The sequence below is a fragment of the Streptomyces apricus genome, assembly GCF_008369065.1.
Taxonomy (GTDB): domain Bacteria; phylum Actinomycetota; class Actinomycetes; order Streptomycetales; family Streptomycetaceae; genus Streptomyces; species Streptomyces apricus.
Genome location: NZ_VDFC01000040.1, coordinates 713007 through 730848 on the forward strand (window position 1 = coordinate 713007; position 17842 = coordinate 730848).

Annotated in this window: 14 protein-coding genes and 1 tRNA gene; 1 reads left to right on the top strand and 14 read right to left on the bottom strand. The window is 67.4% G+C overall.

Annotation, left to right across the window (positions count from 1 at the left end; translation table 11 throughout):
* Positions 1–20: 20 nt before the first annotated feature.
* The 14 genes from rpsG to FGF04_RS16265 form a co-directional block, all read right to left on the bottom strand.
* Complete coding sequence (rpsG, locus tag FGF04_RS16195) at positions 21–491, bottom strand: 30S ribosomal protein S7 (RefSeq protein WP_081218873.1); 471 nt, start codon at positions 489–491, stop codon at positions 21–23.
* A gap of 2 nt (positions 492–493) precedes the next feature.
* On the bottom strand, positions 494–865 hold the full coding sequence (gene rpsL, locus FGF04_RS16200; protein ID WP_003948652.1) for a 30S ribosomal protein S12: 372 nt from the start codon (positions 863–865) through the stop codon (positions 494–496).
* Between the two features lie 329 nt (positions 866–1194).
* Positions 1195–1746 (bottom strand): DUF1707 and DUF4190 domain-containing protein, encoded by a 552-nt coding sequence (locus tag FGF04_RS16205; RefSeq protein ID WP_149511986.1) that lies wholly within the window; start codon positions 1744–1746, stop codon positions 1195–1197.
* A 192-nt stretch (positions 1747–1938) separates the two neighbouring features.
* Positions 1939–5838, bottom strand: a complete 3900-nt coding sequence (locus FGF04_RS16210; RefSeq protein ID WP_149511987.1) for a DNA-directed RNA polymerase subunit beta' — start codon at positions 5836–5838, stop codon at positions 1939–1941.
* Positions 5839–5939: 101 nt separating this feature from the next.
* Positions 5940–9425: a DNA-directed RNA polymerase subunit beta gene (gene rpoB, locus FGF04_RS16215; protein WP_149511988.1), complete on the bottom strand. Its 3486-nt coding sequence runs from the start codon at positions 9423–9425 to the stop codon at positions 5940–5942.
* A 646-nt stretch (positions 9426–10071) separates the two neighbouring features.
* Complete coding sequence (gene rplL / locus FGF04_RS16225) at positions 10072–10455, bottom strand: 50S ribosomal protein L7/L12 (RefSeq protein ID WP_149511989.1); 384 nt, start codon at positions 10453–10455, stop codon at positions 10072–10074.
* Between the two features lie 110 nt (positions 10456–10565).
* Positions 10566–11096, bottom strand: a complete 531-nt coding sequence (gene rplJ, locus FGF04_RS16230; protein WP_149511990.1) for a 50S ribosomal protein L10 — start codon at positions 11094–11096, stop codon at positions 10566–10568.
* A gap of 299 nt (positions 11097–11395) precedes the next feature.
* A complete protein-coding gene (locus FGF04_RS16235) occupies positions 11396–12256 on the bottom strand; it encodes a LolA-like protein (RefSeq protein WP_149511991.1) in 861 nt (286 codons plus the stop codon).
* Between the two features lie 146 nt (positions 12257–12402).
* Positions 12403–13311 (bottom strand): hypothetical protein, encoded by a 909-nt coding sequence (locus FGF04_RS16240; protein ID WP_149511992.1) that lies wholly within the window; start codon positions 13309–13311, stop codon positions 12403–12405.
* 162 nt (positions 13312–13473) lie between these two features.
* On the bottom strand, positions 13474–14199 hold the full coding sequence (rplA, locus tag FGF04_RS16245) for a 50S ribosomal protein L1 (RefSeq protein ID WP_149511993.1): 726 nt from the start codon (positions 14197–14199) through the stop codon (positions 13474–13476).
* 76 nt (positions 14200–14275) lie between these two features.
* The gene (rplK, locus tag FGF04_RS16250; RefSeq protein ID WP_149511994.1) at positions 14276–14710 is read right to left on the bottom strand and encodes a 50S ribosomal protein L11; all 435 of its coding nucleotides are present in this window, start codon (positions 14708–14710) and stop codon (positions 14276–14278) included.
* Positions 14711–14879: 169 nt separating this feature from the next.
* Complete coding sequence (nusG, locus tag FGF04_RS16255) at positions 14880–15770, bottom strand: transcription termination/antitermination protein NusG (RefSeq protein ID WP_149511995.1); 891 nt, start codon at positions 15768–15770, stop codon at positions 14880–14882.
* 77 nt (positions 15771–15847) lie between these two features.
* Complete coding sequence (secE, locus tag FGF04_RS16260; RefSeq protein WP_149511996.1) at positions 15848–16132, bottom strand: preprotein translocase subunit SecE; 285 nt, start codon at positions 16130–16132, stop codon at positions 15848–15850.
* A 114-nt stretch (positions 16133–16246) separates the two neighbouring features.
* Positions 16247–16319: transfer RNA gene (locus FGF04_RS16265), tRNA-Trp, on the bottom strand.
* Positions 16320–16544: 225 nt separating this feature from the next.
* On the opposite strand from FGF04_RS16265, the gene FGF04_RS16270 reads away from it, so the two are divergent.
* Complete coding sequence (locus FGF04_RS16270; RefSeq protein WP_149511997.1) at positions 16545–17771, top strand: pyridoxal phosphate-dependent aminotransferase; 1227 nt, start codon at positions 16545–16547, stop codon at positions 17769–17771.
* Positions 17772–17842: the final 71 nt, after the last annotated feature.

Below are 17842 nucleotides of genomic sequence, written 5' to 3' on the forward strand. Positions count from 1 at the left end.
GGTCTCGATGGGGGGAGCGACTACCAGCGGTAGTGCGCGAAGGCCTTGTTGGACTCGGCCATCTTGTGGGTGTCCTCGCGCTTCTTCACAGCGGCACCGAGGCCGTTGGAGGCGTCGAGGAGCTCGTTGAGCAGACGCTCGGTCATGGTCTTCTCGCGACGGGCGCGGGAGTAACCGACCAGCCAGCGCAGCGCGAGCGTGCTGGCACGACCGGGCTTGACCTCGATCGGGACCTGGTACGTCGCACCGCCGACTCGGCGGGACTTGACCTCAAGGGTCGGCTTGATGTTCTCCAGGGCGCGCTTCAGCGTGATGACCGGGTCGTTGCCGGTCTTCTCGCGCAGGCCCTCCATGGCGCCGTACACGATGCGCTCGGCGGTGGAGCGCTTGCCGTTCAGCAGCACCTTGTTGATGAGGGAGGTCACCAGAGGGGAACCGTAGACCGGGTCGATGATGACCGGGCGCTTCGGGGCGGGGCCCTTACGAGGCATTTCTACTTCTCCTTCTTGGCGCCGTAGCGGCTGCGGGCCTGCTTGCGGTTCTTGACACCCTGGGTGTCCAGGGAACCTCGGATGATCTTGTAGCGAACACCCGGCAGGTCCTTCACACGGCCGCCGCGCACGAGCACGATCGAGTGCTCCTGCAGGTTGTGTCCCTCACCCGGAATGTAAGCGGTGACTTCGATCCCGCTGGTCAGACGCACACGCGCGACCTTGCGCAGGGCCGAGTTCGGCTTCTTCGGGGTGGTCGTGAACACACGCGTGCAGACGCCGCGACGCTGGGGCGAACCCTCAAGTGCGGGCGTCTTGTTCTTCTCGACCTTGTCCTGCCGGCCCTTCCGGACCAGCTGCTGGATCGTAGGCACTACTTCTCCGGTTTCTGTGTGCCGAATGGTGAAGCTAACCTGGAACACCGCCGACCCACGCGGTCGGGTGTGTCGAATACTGCAGATTCCCGCCGCGAGGCGGGAGGGGCGCAGATTGCGGTGGCCGGTGACGGCTTCCCTAGTGCGGTTGAAGGCACGCACGGAAGCCAGGGCACACCCCAGGCACAAGGTCTGAGCGTACCTACCTCATGAGCTGCGGTCAAAACAAATGGACCGCACTGCCTCCGCTGAGCGGACCATGCCAAGGCACCGCCCCCGCGATGATCTACGCCAGGACACCGGCCGGACCCCGCCGGGCCGGCGCCGCGTCACCCCCCGGACACCACCGCCGCCGCGAAGAGCAGGACCAGCAGCAGCGACCAGCCCGCCACCGACAGCCAGCCGAGGACCAGCCCGGTGAGGGCGAGACCTTCGCCGCCCTCGCCCGTACGCCGCATCTCCGTACGGGCGGCGTGCCCCAGGATCACCGCCGGGAGCCCGGACAGCCCGGCCGTCACCAGACAGAGCACCCCGCAGATCGCCGCCCCGACCGCCTTCTCGTTCGTCTTCGGCGGCGCCGCGGGCAGGAACGTCCGCGGGACGGGCCCGGAGACCGCAGGAAGCGGTACGGGCCCCTGCGGCAGGTCGGACACCAGCAGGGCCAGCTCGCCCACCGTACGGGCCGCGTACGCCCGTGCCACCCGCTTCTCGAACTCGGGCTGCTGCATCCGCCCCTCGCCGAAACCGGCTCTGAGCACGTCCACGGCGCGCTCCCGGTCGGCGGTCGAGGCGAGCATCGACTGGCCGGCCTGCTCGTGCCAGGGGCGCGGCTGGTTCCACCCCGGCCCCTGCCCCGGCTGCCACGGCGACGGGTACGACATGGGAGCACCTCCCCCCGGACGGACTGGCTCTTCATCATGCTTCAACGCGGCATTACGGGCACAGGTTCCCGCCGTACCCGTACCGGGAATTTCCGGCGCCGCGGCGACCCTGCGGGAGAACGCCGGAGGGCGGCCACCCCACCGGGGTGACCGCCCTCCTGACTGCTCAAGCGCCCGGATCAGGCGCCCCGCTCACTGGTTGTACGGACCGTAGTCGTAGTCCTCCAGCGGGACGGCCTGGCCGGAGCCCGTGCCGAACGGCGAGTAGTCGATGTCGTCGTAGCCGACGGCCGAGTACATCGCGGCCTTGGCCTCCTCGGTCGGCTCGACCCGGATGTTGCGGTAGCGGGACAGACCCGTACCGGCCGGGATGAGCTTACCGATGATGACGTTCTCCTTGAGGCCGATCAGGGAGTCGGACTTGGCGTTGATCGCCGCGTCCGTCAGAACCCTGGTCGTCTCCTGGAAGGACGCCGCCGACAGCCACGACTCGGTGGCGAGCGAGGCCTTGGTGATACCCATCAGCTGCGGACGGCCGGAGGCCGGGTGGCCGCCTTCCTGCACCACACGACGGTTCTCGGTCTCGAACTTCGACCGCTCGACGAGCTCGCCGGGCAGCAGCTCCGCGTCGCCCGACTCGATGATCGTCACCCGGCGCAGCATCTGCCGGATGATGATCTCGATGTGCTTGTCGTGGATCGACACACCCTGCGAGTTGTAGACCCGCTGGACCTCGCCGACCAGGTGGACCTGGACGGCGCGCTGACCCAGGATGCGCAGCACGTCGTGCGGGTTGGTGGCACCCACGGTGAGCTTCTGGCCCACCTCGACGTGCTCGCCCTCGCTGACCAGCAGACGGGCACGCTTCGAGATCGGGAACGCCGTCTCGTCGCTGCCGTCGTCCGGGGTGACGACGATCTTCTTGGTCTTCTCGGTCTCCTCGATCCGCACGCGGCCGGAGGCCTCGGAGATCGGGGCGACACCCTTGGGCGTACGGGCCTCGAAGAGCTCGACGACACGGGGCAGACCCTGGGTGATGTCGTCACCGGCCACACCACCGGTGTGGAAGGTGCGCATCGTCAGCTGCGTACCGGGCTCACCGATGGACTGGGCGGCGATGATGCCGACCGCCTCACCGATGTCGACCAGCTTGCCGGTGGCCAGCGAACGGCCGTAGCACATGGCGCAGGTGCCGACGGCGGACTCGCAGGTCAGGACCGAACGGGTCTTGACCTCCTCGATGCCGTGCTTGACCAGCTCGTCGATGAGGACGTCGCCGAGGTCGGTGTTGGCCGGGGCCAGCACCCGCCCGTCGACGGTGATGTCCTCGGCCAGCGCACGTGCGTACACGCTGGTCTCGACGTTCTCCGCCTTGCGCAGGACGCCGTCGGCGCCGCGCTCGGCGATCGACAGGCGCAGGCCGCGGTCGGTGCCGCAGTCCTCCTCGCGGATGATGACGTCCTGCGAGACGTCCACCAGACGACGGGTGAGGTAACCCGAGTCGGCGGTACGCAGGGCGGTGTCCGCCAGACCCTTACGGGCACCGTGCGTGGAGATGAAGTACTCCAGCACGGACAGGCCCTCGCGGAAGGACGCCTTGATGGGACGCGGGATCGTCTCGTTCTTTGCGTTCGACACCAGACCGCGCATACCGGCGATCTGGCGCATCTGCATCATGTTTCCGCGGGCGCCGGAGTTCACCATCATCGAGACCGGGTTGGTCTTCGGGAAGTTCGCGTTCATCGCCTCGGCGACCTCGTTGGTCGCCTTGGTCCAGATCGCGATGAGCTCCTGCGTGCGCTCGTCCTTGGTGATCAGACCGCGCTCGTACTGCTTCTGGACCTTCTCGTCCTGGTCCTCGTAGCCCTTGACGATCTCGCGCTTCGCGTCGGGGACGACGATGTCGGAGATGGCCACGGTGACGCCGGAACGGGTCGCCCAGAAGAAGCCGGCCGCCTTCAGGTTGTCGAGCGTCGCCGCCACGATGACCTTGGGGTAGCGCTCGGCGAGGTCGTTGACGATCTCGGAGAGCTGCTTCTTGCCGACCTCGTAGTCGACGAACGGGTAGTCCTCGGGCAGCAGCTCGTTGAAGAGCGCGCGACCCAGGGTGGTGTTCAGGCGGAAGGTGTCACCCTGCTGCCACTCCGGCTCGCCCTCCTCGCGGGCCGGCGGGGTCCAGCCGCGCGGCGGGATGGTGCCCACCGGGAAGCGGATGTCCACGCGCGACTGCAGCGAGAGCTCGCCGGCGTCGAACGCCATGATCGCCTCGGCCGTGGAGCCGAACGACCGGCCCTCGCCCTTGACGTCCCGCAGCTCGCCGTCGGTGGTGAGGAAGAACAGACCGAGGACCATGTCCTGGGTCGGCATCGTCACCGGACGGCCGTCGGCGGGCTTGAGGATGTTGTTCGAGGACAGCATCAGGATGCGGGCCTCGGCCTGCGCCTCCGCGGAGAGCGGCAGGTGCACGGCCATCTGGTCACCGTCGAAGTCCGCGTTGAACGCGGTGCAGACGAGCGGGTGGATCTGGATGGCCTTGCCCTCGACCAGCTGCGGCTCGAAGGCCTGGATGCCCAGGCGGTGCAGGGTGGGAGCACGGTTCAGCAGAACCGGGTGCTCGGCGATGACCTCTTCGAGGACGTCGTACACGACCGTGCGGCCGCGCTCCACCATGCGCTTGGCGCTCTTGATGTTCTGCGCGTGGTTCAGGTCCACCAGGCGCTTCATCACGAACGGCTTGAAGAGCTCCAGCGCCATCGCCTTCGGCAGACCGCACTGGTGCAGCTTGAGCTGCGGACCGACGACGATCACGGAACGCGCGGAGTAGTCCACGCGCTTGCCGAGCAGGTTCTGGCGGAAACGACCCTGCTTGCCCTTGAGCATGTCGCTCAGGGACTTCAGCGGGCGGTTGCCGGGACCGGTGACCGGGCGACCGCGACGACCGTTGTCGAAGAGGGCGTCCACGGCCTCCTGGAGCATGCGCTTCTCGTTGTTCACGATGATCTCGGGCGCGCCGAGGTCGAGAAGCCGCTTCAGGCGGTTGTTGCGGTTGATCACACGGCGGTACAGGTCGTTCAGGTCGGAGGTCGCGAAGCGGCCACCGTCCAGCTGCACCATCGGGCGGAGGTCCGGCGGGATGACCGGCACGCAGTCGAGCACCATGCCCTTGGGGCTGTTGCTGGTCTGCAGGAACGCGGAGACGACCTTGAGGCGCTTGAGCGCACGGGTCTTCTTCTGGCCCTTGCCGGTACGGATGATCTCGCGGAGGCGCTCGGCCTCCTCCTCCAGGTCGAAGGACTCCAGGCGCTTCTGCAGCGCCGCGGCACCCATCGAACCGTCGAAGTAGGTACCGAAGCGGTCCCGCAGCTCGCGGTAGAGCAGCTCGTCACCTTCGAGGTCCTGGACCTTGAGGTTCTTGAAGCGGGTCCACACCTCGTCGAGACGGTCGATCTCGCGCTGCGCGCGGTCGCGCAGCTGCTTCATCTCGCGCTCGGCGCCTTCGCGCACCTTGCGGCGCACGTCGGCCTTGGCACCCTCGGCCTCAAGCTCGGCCAGGTCGGTCTCGAGCTTCTTGGCGCGGGCCTCCAGGTCGGAGTCGCGGCGGTTCTCGACCTGCTGGCGCTCGACGGAGACGTGCGCCTCCAGCGAGGGCAGGTCGCGCGTACGGCGCTCGTCGTCGACGTACGTGATCATGTACGCGGCGAAGTAGATGACCTTTTCGAGGTCCTTCGGGGCGAGGTCGAGCAGGTAGCCCAGCCGCGACGGAACGCCCTTGAAGTACCAGATGTGGGTGACGGGAGCGGCCAGCTCGATGTGGCCCATCCGCTCACGACGCACCTTGGCGCGAGTGACCTCGACGCCGCAGCGCTCGCAGATGATGCCCTTGAAGCGGACGCGCTTGTACTTGCCGCAGTAGCACTCCCAGTCCCGGGTCGGACCGAAGATCTTCTCGCAGAAGAGCCCGTCCTTTTCCGGCTTGAGGGTGCGGTAGTTGATGGTCTCCGGCTTCTTGACCTCACCGTGGGACCACTGACGGATGTCGTCAGCGGTGGCGAGGCCGATCCGCAGCTCGTCGAAGAAGTTGACGTCGAGCACTTGTCGTCAATCCCTCTTTCGGGGTCGATTCTTCACTGGTCTGACTGGGGTCCGGGGTTGGTTAGCCGGGGCTCGTGTTCAGCGAGCCCCGGCCAGACCCGTCAGACCTCTTCGACGCTGCTCGGCTCGCGCCGGGACAGGTCGATACCGAGCTCCTCCGCTGCGCGGAAGACGTCCTCGTCCGTGTCGCGCATCTCGATGGACATGCCGTCCGAGGACAGCACCTCCACGTTGAGGCAGAGCGACTGCATTTCCTTGATGAGCACCTTGAAGGACTCGGGAATGCCGGGCTCAGGGATGTTCTCGCCCTTGACGATGGCCTCGTAGACCTTCACGCGACCGGTCACGTCGTCGGACTTGATGGTCAGGAGCTCCTGGAGGGCGTACGCGGCGCCGTAAGCCTCCAGCGCCCACACCTCCATCTCACCGAAGCGCTGGCCACCGAACTGGGCCTTACCACCCAGCGGCTGCTGGGTGATCATCGAGTACGGACCGGTCGACCGGGCGTGCAGCTTGTCGTCGACCAGGTGGTGGAGCTTGAGGATGTACATGTAGCCGACCGAGATCGGCTCCGGGAACGGCTCGCCGGAGCGGCCGTCGAACAGCGGCGCCTTGCCGGTCGGGAGCACCATGCGCTCGCCGTCGCGGTTCGGGATCGTGTGCTGCAGCAGACCCGCGAGCTCGTCCTCGCGCGCACCGTCGAAGACGGGGGTGGCGACGTTCGTGCCCGGGTCGACCTTGTCGGCCTCGATGGCCTGAAGGCGCTGCGCCCAGTCGTCCGCGAGGCCGGAGACGTCCCAGCCGCGGCTGGCGAGCCAGCCGAGGTGGATCTCCAGGACCTGTCCCGGGTTCATTCGGGACGGGACACCCAGCGGGTTGAGGATGATGTCGACGGGCGTGCCGTCCTCCAGGAACGGCATGTCCTCGATCGGGAGGATCTTGGAGATGACGCCCTTGTTGCCGTGGCGGCCGGCGAGCTTGTCACCGTCCGTGATCTTGCGCTTCTGCGCCACGTAGACGCGGACCAGCTGGTTCACGCCCGGCGGCAGCTCGTCGCCCTCTTCACGGTCGAAGACGCGGACGCCGATGACCTTGCCGATCTCGCCGTGCGGCACCTTCAGCGAGGTGTCACGGACCTCACGGGCCTTCTCGCCGAAGATCGCGCGCAGCAGGCGCTCCTCCGGGGTCAGCTCGGTCTCGCCCTTGGGCGTGACCTTGCCGACCAGGATGTCGCCGGCGACGACCTCGGCACCGATGCGGATGATGCCGCGCTCGTCGAGGTCGGCGAGGACCTCCTCGGAGACGTTCGGGATGTCCCGGGTGATCTCCTCGGGGCCGAGCTTGGTGTCACGGGCGTCGACCTCGTGCTCCTCGATGTGGATCGAGGAGAGGACGTCGTCCTGCACGAGGCGCTGCGACAGGATGATCGCGTCCTCGTAGTTGTGACCCTCCCACGGCATGAAGGCGACGAGCAGGTTCTTGCCCAGCGCCATCTCGCCTTCCTGGGTGGCCGGACCGTCGGCGAGAACCTGGTTCTCGACGACCCGGTCGCCCTCGTCGACGACGACCTTCTGGTTGACCGAGGTCCCCTGGTTCGAGCGGGAGAACTTGGCCACCCGGTAGGTGGTGTACGTGCCGTCGTCGTTGGCGACGGTGACGTAGTCGGCGGAGACCTCCTGGACGACACCGGCCTTCTCGGCCTTGATGACGTCGCCGGCGTCGACGGCGCAGCGGTACTCCATGCCCGTACCGACGAGGGGGGCCTCGGCGGTGATCAGCGGCACGGCCTGACGCATCATGTTCGCGCCCATGAGGGCACGGTTGGCGTCGTCGTGCTCGAGGAACGGGATCATGGCGGTCGCGACCGACACCATCTGGCGCGGCGAGACGTCCATGTAGTCGACGTCGTCACCGGGGACGTAGTCGACCTCACCGCCGCGGCGGCGGACCAGGACGCGGGCCTCGGCGAAGCGCAGATCGTCGTCGAGCACGGCGTTGGCCTGCGCGATGACGAAGCGGTCCTCCTCGTCGGCGGTCAGGTAGTCGACCTCGTCGGTGACGACACCGTCGGTGACCCGGCGGTACGGCGTCTCGACGAAACCGAACGCGTTGACCCGGCCGTAGGAGGCGAGCGAGCCGATCAGGCCGATGTTCGGGCCTTCGGGGGTCTCGATCGGGCACATGCGGCCGTAGTGCGAGGGGTGCACGTCACGGACCTCGAAGCCGGCCCGCTCACGGGAGAGACCACCCGGACCGAGCGCCGACAGGCGGCGCTTGTGGGTGAGACCCGACAGCGGGTTGTTCTGGTCCATGAACTGCGACAGCTGGCTGGTGCCGAAGAACTCCTTGATGGAGGCGACGACCGGCCGGATGTTGATCAGGGTCTGCGGCGTGATCGCCTCGACGTCCTGGGTCGTCATCCGCTCGCGGACGACTCGCTCCATACGCGCCAGACCCGTACGGACCTGGTTCTGGATGAGCTCGCCCACGTTGCGCAGACGGCGGTTGCCGAAGTGGTCGATGTCGTCGGTCTCGACGACGATCGAGGCGTTGTTGTCGCCCATGACCGTCTCGGTCTCACCGGCGTGCAGCTTCACCAGGTACTTGATCGTCGAGATGATGTCCTCGACGGTCAGGATGCCGGCGTCCAGCGGGGCGTCGCCGCCCAGCTTCTTGTTGACCTTGTAGCGGCCGACCTTCGCGAGGTCGTAGCGCTTGGGGTTGAAGTAGAGGTTCTCGAGCAGCGTCTGCGCGGCCTCACGGGTCGGGGGCTCGCCCGGACGCAGCTTGCGGTAGATGTCGAGCAGCGCGTCGTCCTGGCCCTGGGTGTGGTCCTTCTCCAGGGTGGCGCGCATGGACTCGTACTCGCCGAACTCCTCGAGGATCTGCTCGGTCGTCCAACCGAGGGCCTTGAGCAGGACGGTGACGGACTGCTTGCGCTTGCGGTCGATGCGGACGCCGACCATGTCGCGCTTGTCGATCTCCATCTCCAGCCAGGCACCACGCGAGGGGATGACCTTGGCGGAGAAGATGTCCTTGTCGGACGTCTTGTCGATGGAGGAGTCGAAGTAGACGCCCGGCGAGCGGACGAGCTGCGACACCACGACACGCTCGGTGCCGTTGATGACGAAGGTGCCCTTGTTGGTCATGAGCGGGAAGTCGCCCATGAAGACCGTCTGGGACTTGATCTCGCCGGTCTCGTTGTTGGTGAACTCGGCGGTGACGAAGAGCGGGGCGGCGAACGTGAAGTCGCGCTCCTTGCACTCGTCGATGGAGTTCTTCGGAGGCTCGAAGCGGTGGTCGCGGAACGTCAGGGACATCGACCCTGAGAAGTCCTCGATCGGGGAGATCTCCTCGAAGATCTCTTCGAGACCGGACTTGGTGGGGACGTCCTGTCCACTGTCCAGAGCCGCCTCGACACGAGCCTTCCACGCATCGTTGCCGAGCAGCCAGTCGAAGCTTTCGGTCTGCAGCGCAAGAAGGTTCGGAACCTCGAGGGGCTCCTTGATCTTTGCAAAGGAAATGCGCAGCGGGGCGGTGCTGGCGCCGTTGTTCGTATTCGCGGAGGCAGTGCGCGAGGCGGCCAAGAGGGGGTCCTTCCGAGGGCTCGGACTCACTACGCGCGTACCGGTCCCAAGCGGGGCAGGGGGAGGGACTTTTTCCGGACCGGTCGAATACGACCAGGTCGGAGCCGGTTCCATCCACGATGCTCAAGCGAGGGTATGCCCCTGGTGACGGGCAGGAGGCAGCTAACAGGCAGCGCAAAGGGTCAGTGTAGCCACTAGGCCCACTGATGTCCAGTGCGGGTTTTTGAAGACCCTCGTTGTTCTCAACCCCTGCTGCAAGCCGCGCCCTCGATGCACATCGATACTGCCCTCTTCGCCGCCGATCCATGCCTCGGATCCGGATCGTTGTGACGACGCGTCCTGAGAATTGCGCGCTGCGTGCGGTTCGTCAAGGCCCCCCAAGCCCGAACCGGGTACTGCCGTCGTCACGTGCGTCCATCCTGCAACCCGCCTTGCACCCCGCCCTGCGGCCCGTCACGGGCGGCCGGAGGCACGGACGAAGATCACCATACTCGCCGCGACCGGCCCCGCAAGACTGTCGCCGCACGGCCCCCTCGAACGCCGAAGAGCGACCACCCAGTTGGGTGATCGCTCTTCGGTGCGTCAGCGTTACAGCGCGGATTCAGCCGCTGTACCGGCCGCAGGAGTCCTCAGCGGACTCGTGGGGTCACTTGACCTCGACGGAGGCGCCGGCGCCCTTGAGGGACTCGGCAGCCTTCTCGGCGGCGTCCTTGGCGACCTTCTCGAGAACGGGCTTCGGGGCGCCGTCCACGAGGTCCTTGGCCTCCTTGAGACCCAGCGAGGTCAGCTCACGCACGACCTTGATGACCTGGATCTTCTTGTCGCCGGCACCGGTGAGGATGACGTCGAACTCGTCCTGCTCCTCAGCGGCCTCGGCCGGGGCACCGGCGACCGGACCACCGGCAACGGCGACCGGGGCGGCGGCGGTGACGTCGAACTTCTCCTCGAAGGCCTTCACGAACTCGGCGAGCTCGATGAGGGTGAGGTTCTCGAACTGCGCGAGCAGCTCTTCCTGGGACAGCTTCGCCATGATGGCGTCCTTCCACTAATTCGGCAGGTGCCGGATGTACTGGTGAGGCGGGCGTACGTTCGGCCCGCTACGACCGTCGCCCCGGGGCGGCGGTCAACAAGCGAGCCGAATTACTCGGCACCGCCCTGCTCGGCCTGCTTGGCACGAAGCGCCTCCGCGGTGCGGACGAACTTCGAGGGAAGCGCCTGGAAGAGCGCGGCAGCCTGGGACTGCTTGCCCTTCATGGCGCCCGCCAGCTTGGCGAGCAGAACCTCGCGGGACTCGAGGTCCGCAAGCTTCTTGATCTCGTCGGCGGACAGCGCCTTGCCGTCAAGGACACCGCCCTTGATGACGAGGTTCGGGTTGTCCTTGGCGAAGTCACGAAGACCCTTCGCCGACGTCACCGGGTCACCGGAGATGAAGGCAACCGCCGTCGGACCGTTGAACAGGTCGTCGAGCGTGGAGATCCCGGCCTCGTTGGCCGCGATCTTGGTCAGCGTGTTCTTCACCACGGCGTACTGGGCGTCTTCACCGAGCGAACGGCGCAGCGTCTTGAGCTGCGCCACGGTGAGACCCCGGTACTCGGTCAGCACAGCGGCGTTCGAGCTGCGGAACTGGTCCGCGAGCTCGGCTACCGCGGCAGCCTTGTCGGGCCTTGCCATAAGCGTGGCCTCCTTCCGGGTGATGAGGACCGCTCAGAAGGAGACTGGGAAAACGAAACGCCCCGGCGCAGGCGCACGGGGCGTGGCTCCACCGAACGGTTCCGTACGGGATACGGGCTGTCCGGGAGCTCATCCACAGTCACCTGCGCGGGTCGTCCGCAATTCAGCGGATCCTTCGGTCACCGGTTCCTCTTGCGAGAGCACGGCGACGACCAGCGGTCTTTGGCTTCTGTGGAAGGTTACGTGAACGGGGCACTGTCAAGCAAATCCGCGCCCCGGGCCGGTCCGGGCGGGCCGGATCAGCCCTCCAGGTCGCCCATCATCTCGGCGAGGTCCATGACGTCCTTGGCCGGCGGGGCCTCGACCGTCACGGGCTTGTTGTAGTCGAGGAAGGTGATGGTCATGTCGAGCTTGCCCTTGTCGGCGGCGCCCTGCATGCGGAACTGCTTGGTGTGGTCCTCGCCGTCGACCCACATGTCCATCGTGAGCTTGTCCACGCCCATCTTCTCGTACTGCTCCAGGCTCTTCTCCCGCTTCTCGCGGGTGGCCTTGTCCTCGCCCTTCAGGGAGTCGCGGAACTGGTCGAGGGTGACCGTGCCCTTGTAGTGGGTGGTCTCGACGCCCTCGACCTTCTCCGTGCCGACCTTCTTCACGTTCTTGGAGCCGGTGAGGAAGGTGGACTCCTGCGCCGGGTTCTTGTCGGCCGTCCCCGCGCCCGGCGCACCGCCGCCGCCCAGCGCGTCGTCGTCCAGCCCGGACATGTCGAACTTCATCCAGCTCTTGCCGTCCATCTCCTTGGCGGCCGCGGCGCCCCCGCCGATGTACATCACCTTGTCGACCAGGCGGATCTCGGCGGTGCCGTCCTCGCCCTGGTCGAGGGCGGTCATCTTCATGCTCATGGCGAGGTCGGGCTTCATCCGCATCCGGGCCTCGGCCTTGACGCGCCCCTCCTCCGGGGTCCTGCCGGTCATCCGGTAGCTGAGGGAGGTGATGTCCTCCGTCTTCTTCGCGGCCTTCGCGACGGCCGCGGCGGGCGTCATCTCCGGCGACTCGCTCCCGGAGTCCTTCGAACAGCCGACGACGCCCCCGCCGAGGACGAGCGCCGCGAGCGCCGCGCCCGTCGCCCGGTGCCGTACGGACCCGCGCACAGAAAACTTCATGGTTCCCCCCAAGGAACATACATGCGATTCACAGATGAAACGTGAGCGTATCCCAGGGGGGGTCGGGAGGGGCCTCCGAGTTCCTGTGAGGCCCCTGTGACGCCTGTGACCGTCCTCCGTGACGCCTGGGGGCCGTCCGGTCGCGGTCAGCCCGCCGGCTGGGTCTGCATGAGGTCCTTGAAGTCGGCGGTGTCGCCCGCCGCGGGCTCCTCCACGGAGACGTCCACCCCGTAGTCGCTGTAGTACGCCGTGGAGGACATCGAGCCGGTCGCCAGCTCGCCCTTCTCGGTCTTCTTGACCAGCAGGTCGTCGTCGTTCACCCAGATGTCGATCGTCTCGGTGGTCACCCCGGCCTGCTGCAGCTGGCGCTTCAGGTCGGCCAGCTGGTCCGCGGAGAGGTTCGAGCTCTGGCCCGCGAGGTCCGCCACGTCGACCGTGCCCGAGTAGTGCGTGGTGTCCTCGCCGCGCACCTTCTCCTCGCCGACCTTCTTCACGTTCCCGGAGGCCAGCAGGAGCTTCACCGACTGATTCGGGGTGGTGTTCTGCATCTGGTCCTTCATGTACGCGCCCGATCCGCCGCCCAGTCGCGCCAGGTCGTCGTACGCGTACTTGATCCAGTGCTTGCCGCCGGACTGCTCGGCGAACTTGTCGCCCATCTTCGCGTAGTAGGCGTCGGGCAGGTAGCGGGCCTCCATGGAGGTGGTGCCCAGCTGGCGCATCTGGTCGGCCATCGTGCCGCCGGTGTACGTGATCGTCAGGTTGCCGGTGAGGCCGTCGGCCCAGCCGAGGGTGCCGTCCGCCTTCATCGACATCATCGTGCCCATGGTGGTGGTGGACTCGACCTGGGCGGAGTCCGCGCCGCCGGTGCTCTTCTCCACGGACCGCAGGGCCGCGATCGGGCTCAGCCGCGACGCCGTCCCGCTCTTCCCCCTGTCGTCCCCGGAGGCCGGGTCCGAGCCCCCGTCCGAGTCCGACCCGCTGCAGGCCGCGACCCCGGTCAGAGCGGCGGCCACCGCTATCGAGACGGCCACCCGACGCGCGTACGTGCTCATCATTCGTCCCCCTATGCGATTCCTGTGCCCCGCACGCTAGCGCAGGGCACCGACACCGGACCCGGAAAACGGGCACCGGACACAGAGACGGGCCCCGCACCTCGAAAGGTTGCGGGGCCCGTCCTGATGTCGCGTGCGTGACGCGGCTGCCGGTGAGCGTCAGGCTCAGACGGCGGCCGGGTCCTCCTCGACGAGGAGGTTGCGGGTGCGGTTCGGGTCGACCGGGACGCCGGGGCCGATCGTCGTGCTGATCGCGGCCTTCTTGATGTAGCGCCCCTTGGCGGCCGACGGCTTCAGACGGAGGATCTCGTCGAGCGCGGCGCCGTAGTTCTCCACCAGCTGGCTGTCGTCGAACGACGCCTTGCCGATGATGAAGTGCAGGTTCGAGTGCTTGTCGACGCGGAACTCGATCTTGCCGCCCTTGATCTCGGTCACGGCCTTGGCCACGTCCGGGGTCACGGTGCCCGTCTTCGGGTTCGGCATCAGACCACGCGGGCCGAGGACACGGCCCAGGCGGCCGACCTTGCCCATGAGGTCCGGGGTGGCGACGACGGCGTCGAAGTCCAGCCGGCCCTTCGCCACCTCGTCGATGAGTTCGTCGGAACCGACGATGTCGGCGCCGGCGGCGGTCGCGGCCTCGGCACGGTCACCGGTCGCGAAGACCAGGACCCGGGCGGTCTTACCGGTGCCGTGCGGGAGGTTCACGGTGCCGCGGACCATCTGGTCGGCCTTGCGCGGGTCGACACCCAGACGGAAGGCGACCTCGACGGTGCCGTCGAACTTGGAGGTGGAGGTCTCCTTGGCGAGACGGACGGCTTCGAGCGGGGCGTACAGCTTCTCCCGGTCGATCTTGGCGTCCGCAGCGCGGAGAGACTTGCTGCGCTTGCTCACTACTGCTCCTGTTGTGTTCTGAGGAGTCGTGGTAGGGGCCGAGCAGGCCCTGCCACGGTGTCTGCGAAGGTGGGGATCAGCCCTCGACCGTGATGCCCATGGAACGGGCGGTGCCGGCGATGATCTTCGACGCGGCGTCCAGGTCGTTGGCGTTCAGGTCGGCCAGCTTGGTCGTGGCGATCTCGCGGACCTGCGCCTGCGTGATCTTGGCGACCTTGGTCTTGTGCGGCTCGCCCGAGCCCTTCTCGACACCGGCGGCCCTGAGGATCATCTTCGCGGCCGGCGGGGTCTTGGTGATGAAGGTGAAGGAGCGGTCCTCGTAGACCGTGATCTCCACCGGGATGACCCAGCCGCGCTGCGACTCGGTCGCGGCGTTGTAGGCCTTGCAGAACTCCATGATGTTGACGCCGTGCTGGCCCAGCGCGGGGCCGACCGGCGGAGCCGGGTTGGCCGCACCGGCCTGGATCTGGAGCTTGATGAGCCCCGTGACCTTCTTCTTCTTGGGAGGCATTGCTCTCTCCGGGTCCTAGTGAGAGTTTCCAGCCTCCATTCCGGATCATCCGGATGGAGGCATACCGCACAACGATAACGGGTATCTGTGCGCGGCCAAAAACCGAGCAGGTCAGACGGGCTGCAAGAGCCTGTCTGACCTGGTCGGAAACGTACGGTCCGGAAGGACGTCAGTTCTTCTGGATCTGGTCGAAGCTCAGCTCGACCGGGGTCTCGCGGCCGAAGATCTCGACGAGGCCCTTGACCTTCTTCGAGTCGGCGTTGATCTCGTTGATGGTCGCCTGCAGCGTCGCGAACGGGCCGTCGGTGACGGTGACCGAGTCGCCGACCTCGAAGTCCAGCACCTGGACCTCGAGCTTGCGGGACGGAGCCGGCTTGCCCTCGGCCTCGGCCGCCTCGCGGGCGGCCTTCTCCTCGGCCTCGGGGGCGAGCATCTTGACGATCTCGTCGAGCGTCAGCGGGTACGGGTCGTAGGCGTTGCCCACGAAGCCGGTGACGCCGGGGGTGTTGCGGACGACGCCCCAGGACTCGTTCGTCAGGTCCATGCGCACCAGCACGTAGCCGGGGAGCTTGTTCTGCTTGATGGTCTTGCGCTCGCCGTTCTTGATCTGCGCGACCTCTTCCTGCGGCACCTCGGCCTGGAAGATGAAGTCCTCGACGTTCAGCGAGACGGCACGCTGTTCGAGGTTGGTCTTCACGCGGTTCTCGTAACCGGCGTACGTGTGGATGACGTACCACTCGCCGGGCAGCGCGCGGAGCTCGTCGCGCAGGGCGGTGACGGGGTCGACCGGCTCGGCCTCCTCCTCCGCCTCCTCGGTGGCGGCGTCGGAGACGTCGTCGTCCTCGTCGGAGCCGGCGGCGGCCTCGGCGTCGTCGATGTCCTCGTCGGACTCGTCCTCGACGTTCACCGCGGCCTCTTCGGCGGGCTCGCCCGCGACGGCGTCGGCAGCCTCGACCTCGTCCTCGACGTCCGCGCCCTCGACGATGTCGAGCTCGTCGTCAACGGACTCGGCGTCCTGTCCGCGCGGCTCGATGGCGTCGTTCAGGTTCGGGTCAGACACGGTGGCTGCTTCTTCCTGGATCATGGGGGTGGAACACGCGAAAGCGGGCGCCAGGTGCGGCACCCTTCGCGTCAGGCTCAGCCGAAGACGTACTTGGCGGCCTTGTCGAGTCCGAAGTCAATCACAGTCACCAGACCGATCATGATGACGACGAACACGATCACCACTGTGGTGTACGTCGTCAGCTGGTTGCGGGTCGGCCAGACGACCTTCCGGAGCTCCGCGACGATCTGGCGGTAGAAGAGGGCGAGGCGCTTCAGCGGGCCCTTCTTGGCACGCTTGCCGCCCTTACGGCCCTTCTTGGACTCCGGCGCCTCATCCTGGGCATCAGGCATGTCGATGGAGCCCACGGCGTCCGTCACTCGTCCTCACCTGATTCCGGGTCGTGGCCGTGCCGCGCCCGGCGTGAGCCGCGCGGCGGTGCAGTGCAGTGCAGTACGTACTTGTGCACACATCCTGGTGAAAGGAGTGTGTAGCAGGGCCGGAGGGACTTGAACCCCCAACCGCTGGTTTTGGAGACCAGTGCTCTACCAATTGAGCTACGACCCTTTGCTTCCCCCACAACGTACCGCATCCGCCCGGGTGCTCGGTGTGCACCGGGTGGGTGCGGCCGGTGAAGGCCAACGAGGTGAGAGTGTACGTGGTCGGCGGCCGGTCGTCGAACAGAAAGTGTCCGCAGGGGCTTTGACGGCGCCCGGTCCGCGCCCCGGCCGGCGGTGCCCAGTCTGTGAAACCGGTGTGCCGGGGACGTTTCCGGTCTGGAACGATGGGCCCATGAGCGCTGCAACCCCTCCCACCGAGCGCCGGGTCTCCGCCCGCGTCGGTGCGATCTCCGAGTCCGCGACCCTCGCCGTGGACGCCAAGGCGAAGGCCCTCAAGGCCGCCGGGCGTCCGGTGATCGGCTTCGGTGCCGGCGAGCCCGACTTCCCGACCCCGGACTACATCGTCGAGGCCGCCGTCGAGGCGTGCAGGAACCCGAAGTACCACCGCTACACGCCGGCCGGCGGCCTGCCCGAGCTGAAGGCGGCGATCGTCGCCAAGACGCTGCGGGACTCCCACTACGAGGTGGACGCCTCCCAGGTCCTGGTGACCAACGGCGGCAAGCAGGCCATCTACGAGGCGTTCGCCGCGATCCTCGACCCGGGCGACGAGGTCATCGTCCCGGCCCCCTACTGGACGACGTACCCCGAGTCGATCCGTCTCGCCGGCGGTGTCCCGGTGGAGGTCGTCGCGGACGAGACCACCGGCTACCGCGTCTCGGTCGAGCAGCTCGAAGCGGCCCGCACGGAGAAGACCAAGGTCGTCCTCTTCGTGTCGCCGTCCAACCCGACGGGCGCCGTCTACAGCGCCGCGGACACCGAGGCGATCGGCCGCTGGGCCGTCGAGCACGGCCTGTGGGTGCTGACGGACGAGATCTACGAGCACCTCGTCTACGGGGACGCGGGCTTCACCTCGCTGCCGGCGGTCGTCCCGGAGCTGCGCGACAAGTGCATCGTGGTCAACGGCGTCGCCAAGACGTACGCGATGACCGGCTGGCGGGTCGGGTGGGTCATCGGCCCGAAGGACGTCGTCAAGGCCGCGACGAACCTGCAGTCGCACGCCACGTCCAACGTGTCGAACGTCGCCCAGGTCGCGGCGATCGCCGCCGTCTCGGGCGACCTGACGGCCGTCGCCGAGATGCGCGAGGCCTTCGACCGGCGCCGCCGGACCATCGTGCGGATGCTCAACGAGATCGAGGGTGTGCTCTGCCCGGAGCCCGAGGGCGCGTTCTACGTGTACCCGTCGGTGAAGGCGCTCCTCGGCAAGGAGATCCGCGGCAGGCGCCCGCAGGACTCCGTGGAGCTGGCCGCGCTGATCCTGGACGAGGTCGAGGTGGCGGTCGTCCCGGGCGAGGCCTTCGGCACGCCCGGCTACCTGCGGCTGTCGTACGCGCTCGGGGACGAGGACCTCGTCGAGGGCGTCTCGCGGATCCAGAAGCTCCTGGCGGAGGCCAAGGACTGATTCCGCGCAGCACAGTAGGTACTGCGGGCCGTCTCCCTCCGGGGAGGCGGCCCGTTTCTTCGTGCGAGCAA

Excerpts from the sequence above, each read along its gene's own strand:
- rpsG (WP_081218873.1), bottom strand. The coding sequence starts at position 491 with ATGCCTCGTAAGGGCCCCGCCCCGAAGCGCCCGGTCATCATCGACCCG.
- FGF04_RS16205 (WP_149511986.1), bottom strand. The coding sequence starts at position 1,746 with ATGTCGTACCCGTCGCCGTGGCAGCCGGGGCAGGGGCCGGGGTGGAAC.
- rplL (WP_149511989.1), bottom strand. The coding sequence starts at position 10,455 with ATGGCGAAGCTGTCCCAGGAAGAGCTGCTCGCGCAGTTCGAGAACCTC.
- rplJ (WP_149511990.1), bottom strand. The coding sequence starts at position 11,096 with ATGGCAAGGCCCGACAAGGCTGCCGCGGTAGCCGAGCTCGCGGACCAG.
- FGF04_RS16235 (WP_149511991.1), bottom strand. The coding sequence starts at position 12,256 with ATGAAGTTTTCTGTGCGCGGGTCCGTACGGCACCGGGCGACGGGCGCG.
- FGF04_RS16240 (WP_149511992.1), bottom strand. The coding sequence starts at position 13,311 with ATGATGAGCACGTACGCGCGTCGGGTGGCCGTCTCGATAGCGGTGGCC.
- rplK (WP_149511994.1), bottom strand. The coding sequence starts at position 14,710 with ATGCCTCCCAAGAAGAAGAAGGTCACGGGGCTCATCAAGCTCCAGATC.
- FGF04_RS16270 (WP_149511997.1), top strand. The coding sequence starts at position 16,545 with ATGAGCGCTGCAACCCCTCCCACCGAGCGCCGGGTCTCCGCCCGCGTC.